We start from the raw sequence: 5,560 nt of genomic DNA, 5'->3' as shown, positions 1-5,560 counted from the left end.
TTTTTTGCCGTTGATTTTAAATTGAACTTTACCCTCATTGACATTCTTGCCGTTGCTTTTTACAGTGGCCTTAAGTTTAGCCTTGAATCCTTTGTATTCAACGACTTTTTTAGCTTTTACAACTACTTTAGATTTTGTAATTGTAGCTGTTTTAGAAGCTGATCCGCCAACATGAGCTGCAGATGGAGTAATGCTTACAATCCAAGTTCCAACACCTACAGGAGGAACGAATGAAAAGTAACCATTACTATCAGGATTGTAATATTTTGTTATAGTGGTTGAACCTTTTGTAAAAACAACCTTTACACTCATAGTGCTAATTGGTTTTCCAGTCACTTGATCTGTTATTCTACCGGACATTGCCACACCAGACATATAACTGGAATAATAGTTATTGGCTTCGATAACCGCATTTCCTGAGACATATAGATATGCGCTATCCATAAGAACCTCATCAAAAGTATTAAATGCAGCTATAAAATATGTCCCTGGCGCCAAAGTATTTTTTGGAATAGTTACTGGAATTGTTTTGGTAGCTGTTGATGTGTCTGAAAAATGTTTAGAAAAAACAGCTTTAGCGTTATTATCAATAACTATGAAATCAAAATCATATCCATAAGAGCCACTTACTATACTAGGTGTTACATAAGCCTTAATAGTCTGTTGTTTATTTGAAGCAATTGTGGTATCTGATAAGTCAACTGAATAGTAATTACCCCAAATCATTGATAATTCATTATTTGACTGGTCGACTGTCAATTTGGAATCATCTTCAACAACAGATAATTTTTCTTCATCTACAATATTCTCTTCGTTAGTTTCATCTATAGATTTTTCCAAATCTTCTTCAAAATTAGTTGCTAACTCATCTGCGTTAGTTTCATCAACTGTTAATGCATCATCATATTCATTAGTTGCTAAAACATCTGCAACATCATCCGTTGCACTAACTGCAGATAACGTGCAAATACATACTATTGATAATAGCAGTAAAAAAATATATTTTTTGTTTAACATGTTATCCCTTTAAATCAATTTATGCATAAGAATATTCCTTATACTTCAATTTCTATTTTTTTAAAGTATATAAATTAATATATAAATCTCAAAATGAGGACATATTTTTTTATCATTTCAAAATTATCTGAATATTCTAAATTTAAAATAAATTAATTAAGTAAATTTGTTCATTAATAAAATAAATTTTAAATATTAAATTTTTAAATTAAAACAGATATCAAAAAATATCTAATGTAAAATTAATTAATTTCCCATTTACCTATATGACACCCAGCAAAATTTAATTAATAATAAACAAAATGCTATAATAATATATTTCTCACATGTTAATATTATTGAAAATAAGCAATTTTAGTTTTTTTAGTGAACATATGATAATATATTTTCAAAATATTAAAAAGTAAATAATAAATACTTAATAAATTAAAGAATTATATAACTAATATTTGGAGGTTGACAAATGAAAAAGTATATGGTTGTACTATTTATACTGGCGGTCGCATGTGCATTTTCCCTATCTGCAGTAGCTGCCACCAGTTTCGAAAAACAGGATTTTGATGGCAAATTCAAGATGGATGTTGTTAAGGGAGCTGATTTTGAAAGAAGCGAAGCAGAAGGTGTCGTAACATTTATGGATGTGGGCAAGGGCATATTTGTACTATATTCCAAGGATCCATCTATCAACAAAAATATGGATGAAAAGGAATATGATGCATTCCAAACCGCTTCAGGTTTTAAGGCTGATGGAAAAGATGGAGATATCCGTGTCTATAAAAAGGGTGATCTCTATGGAGCTATGGCTGTTGATGAGGGAATCATAGTTGTTGTCGGATACGACGACAGGGATGATGCAATAGACATGGCAAAATCAATTGTATTTACAAAATAGATACAATTCTCTTTTTTTCTTTTTTTTAAACAAATTTCTAAAATTTTAAATATTCCTGTTTTTAAACAATTATTTAAATTAATAGGAAGTTATCTGATGCATATAAGAAAAGCTGCACTTGAAGATTTGAAGACAATAATGGATATATACAAGACAGCTCAGGATTTCATGATTGAATCAGGAAATCCAGACCAGTGGGGACACAGGTATCCCACAGTGAACCTTATTGAAAGCGATATTGAAAATGGCTTTTGCCATCTGATATGTGAGGGTGAAAATCCTCATGGGGTATTTGCACTTTTTGAAGGTTCAGAACCAACATATGAACATATCGAAAATGGCGAATGGCTCAATGACGATGAATATGTAACCATCCATAGAATAGCAAGCGACGGAAATGTTCACGGCATATTCCGGTGCGCTGTTACATATTGCAAAAGAAACTACACAAACATCAGAATAGACACCCATGCAAGCAATATCGTGATGCAAAAGCAAATTGAAAGGAACGGCTTTGAGAGATGCGGCACGATATATGTGGCGGATGGATCGCCTCGAATGGCATATCATTGGACAGGGGTATAGAATTTCAAAAATTTTTCAAAAAAATATATTACAATCAAAATACAGATATATAATAGTTTAATATTGAATTGGATTGGATAATTATGAATGTTGAAAAGCTAGTTGGAAATACACCAATGATTAAGATTGATTATGAATATGAAGGAAAAAAGGGCAGCATATACACCAAGCTCGAATACTACAATTATACCGGAAGCATAAAGGACAGAATTGCATTATACATTATCCAAAAGGAAAGGGAAAACGGCAAATTGGCGGATGGCCAGCCTATCATTGAAGTTACAAGCGGAAACACAGGAATTGCATTTAGTGCAATAGGCGCTCTTTTCGGCCATGAGGTCCACATATTCATGCCTGACTGGGTTTCCCTTGAGAGAAGAAAACTCATTGAGATGTATGGAGCTCACGTTCACCTCGTATCAAAAGAGGAAGGCGGATTTAAAAGGGCTTTAGAGATGGTGGATGACTTTGCAGAAGAAATCGGCGCTTATAAACCACTCCAATTTGATAATGAATTAAATACTCAGGCCCAATATTACACTACCGGCCAGGAAATAATCGACGAGCTTCCAGATGTAAACGCTTTCGTTTCAGGAATTGGAACAGGCGGAACACTTATGGGAATCGGTAAGAGAATAAAAGACAATAATCCAAATTCAAAAGTATTTGCACTCGAACCGTCCACATTGTCAATACTTAAAATGGGAATGGAAGAGGGCAGCCATATGATTGAAGGAATCGGCGATGACTTCATTCCTGGAATTGTAGATGAAGATTTAATTGATGATATCGTATTGATTGATGACTGTGATGCAATCAACATGTCCAAAAGAATTGCCAAGGAGTTCGGTTTGGGAATAGGAATTTCAAGCGGAGCAAACTTCCTTGCAAGTGTCCTTATGGACAGCGATGAGCTGAAGATTGCCACTGTTTTTCCGGATGACAACAAAAAATACATAACTACAAAGCTATCTGAAAAAATCGATGAAAATCCTAGGCTTCATTCAAATAAGGTAAAGCTCATCAATTTTGAAGTAATATAACTATTTTTTAAGAAAAGTAATGAAACATGCTAAAAGTGATAGTAAAATCAGCCCTATCGGATTTCCGGCAGGCATTATGGAATCTGCATGATGTTTCACATGATTCTCTTTAGGATTGTCGAAAACATCAATCTCTTCGGCTTCATATGTTTCATTGTTTAAGTTAACGGATGCACTGGTCAAATTGGCCTTGTTTATTTTTTCACCAGCTGAAACAGCAAGTGTGGTTATATAAAGAAATACTTCCTTGCCGTTTAAAATGTCGCCAATGTCCCATATTCCTGTTTTCGGATTGAATGTCCCCTGTGTGGTTTTATGTGTTATGTATTTCAGACCCTCAGGAAGCTTATCAAATACCTTTACGTTTTTTGCATTTCCAGGACCCTTGTTCAACACGCTGACAGTCCATGTTACATAATCCCCAATGACAATGTTTTCCTTATCTGCATCATTATCTATGACCAAATATGCTGACGAAGCACTATCCTTGGAGGATAAATTGCTGGCCTGTGATTCACTGGCCATAACAACAGTGTCGTTTTCTTTGCCAAGCACTTCACCATTACCAGGTTCAACTGCAGCTTCTATATTATGTGCGTCATGATCCGTCAGGTTATCTGTGGCACTGTCCAAATCCAATGCATTGGTGCAGGCCAAACTTGAAAGAGCAATTAGCATGAATAATATTATAATCTTGATATTCATCAGGATACCCGTTTTTATGTTTACAGTTAAAACTATGTATTTTAAGACATATAAACGATAAGGATTAAAAATTTAAGAAAGTTAGGAAAAACTCCTAACTGAAATCATAATGTATATTGTGCAATTTATATAAACATACTGAACTGCTTGAAGGGAAGGCATAAATCATATAGTCCAGCTCTTCAAGAGTTATTTTCTTATTTATGATGAATGCGAACATGTTTGCCACGTTTTCGGCATCCGCCGCATAAATTTCAGCACCTACAATGTTGAGGTCCTTATCCACAATGACCTTTGCTTCGGCTGTCCTGTCATTTTTAAGCTCAAGGGAATATGAGTTGCCGTATCTAATTGTATGCACAGTGTATTCATCACTTTCTTCAGCCACATATGCCGGAATACCCGCGGTGGCAATTCTTGGAATTGTATATGCAACTGCAGGAACGACAGGATATGTTATCTCATCAGCCTTGCCCAGCAATTCCTTTGCAAGGTATTTTGAGTGATGTATTGCAACGGTTACAAGCTTTGCAATTCCTGTATCTGCCACATCCCCTGAAGCATATATGTTTGGAACTTCAGTCTGAAGGTGTCCGTTTACCTTGATTCCCTTGTTTGTGTATGTCAGACCTACGTTTTCAAGGCCAATGTCTTCAACATTAGCTGTTCTGCCCATTGCAGCTATAACATAGTCTCCAGTAAGGCTAAGTCCGCTTTCACATTTGACTGTAAAGCCGTCTTCATAGGCCACATTGTCAATTTTTGCTTCAGGATCTCTTAAATCATCATCTGAGTTTAGGGCATTTTCAACATTCAGGACCTTATCTTCGGGATTGTCTATATCGATATTGCTTATTACTTCAGTTACTGTCTGGTTAAAATGGAAATTAATGTTTTTTTCTTTCAGGATTTCAATCACGTTCTGTACATATGGTTGGTGGAAGTATTTCAGGGCCATGTTTCCTCTGATTATAACATCTGCGCTGAGGCCGGCCTCTGCAAGTATTGATGCAAATTCCATTCCGACAAATCCTGCACCTATTATGATTGCATGTTTCGGCAAATCGTCAATGTCTAAAAAGTCAGTGCTGTCGTGCAGATATTCCTTTCCTGGAATATCCGGAATGACTGGTTTCAGGCCTGTGCAGATTACAATCTTATCTGTTGTAAATGTCTCATCGCCGACTTTAACTGTGTGCTCATCCAAAATTATTCCTTTTCCATGAGCAACATCAAGGTCGTATTCCTTGAATTTGCCGTCCAAAAATGGGGCCATGTTTGCAATGCGTTTCCTTTTCAGTTTCATCAAATCAGGCCA

Annotated in this window: 6 protein-coding genes; 3 read left to right on the top strand and 3 right to left on the bottom strand. The window is 35.5% G+C overall.

From position 1 onward, the window contains the following. Positions 1–1,017: hypothetical protein (locus QZN27_RS08795; RefSeq protein ID WP_296786550.1), on the bottom strand; the 1,017-nt coding region annotated here is incomplete at its 3' end. 463 nt (positions 1,018–1,480) lie between these two features. On the opposite strand from QZN27_RS08795, the gene QZN27_RS08790 reads away from it, so the two are divergent. From QZN27_RS08790 to QZN27_RS08780, 3 genes are all read left to right on the top strand, one after another. Beyond that, positions 1,481–1,909, top strand: coding sequence for a hypothetical protein (locus QZN27_RS08790; protein WP_296786548.1), 429 nt, complete (start codon positions 1,481–1,483; stop codon positions 1,907–1,909). Positions 1,910–2,005: 96 nt separating this feature from the next. Further along, positions 2,006–2,494 (top strand): hypothetical protein, encoded by a 489-nt coding sequence (locus tag QZN27_RS08785; RefSeq protein ID WP_296786544.1) that lies wholly within the window; start codon positions 2,006–2,008, stop codon positions 2,492–2,494. Between the two features lie 83 nt (positions 2,495–2,577). Further along, complete coding sequence (locus QZN27_RS08780; protein WP_296786541.1) at positions 2,578–3,537, top strand: PLP-dependent cysteine synthase family protein; 960 nt, start codon at positions 2,578–2,580, stop codon at positions 3,535–3,537. Here the strand turns inward: QZN27_RS08780 and QZN27_RS08775 are convergent, their stop codons facing one another. Next, on the bottom strand, positions 3,538–4,242 hold the full coding sequence (locus QZN27_RS08775; RefSeq protein WP_296786539.1) for a DUF11 domain-containing protein: 705 nt from the start codon (positions 4,240–4,242) through the stop codon (positions 3,538–3,540). It lies immediately after the preceding gene. 94 nt (positions 4,243–4,336) lie between these two features. Then, a partial coding sequence (locus tag QZN27_RS08770) for an NAD(P)/FAD-dependent oxidoreductase (RefSeq protein WP_296786536.1) occupies positions 4,337–5,560 on the bottom strand: 1,224 nt, incomplete at its 5' end.

Origin of the sequence: uncultured Methanobrevibacter sp. (genome assembly GCF_900316895.1) — an archaeon.
Classification (GTDB): Archaea; Methanobacteriota; Methanobacteria; order Methanobacteriales; family Methanobacteriaceae; genus Methanocatella.
This window is presented reverse-complemented; position numbering and strand designations above follow the sequence as displayed.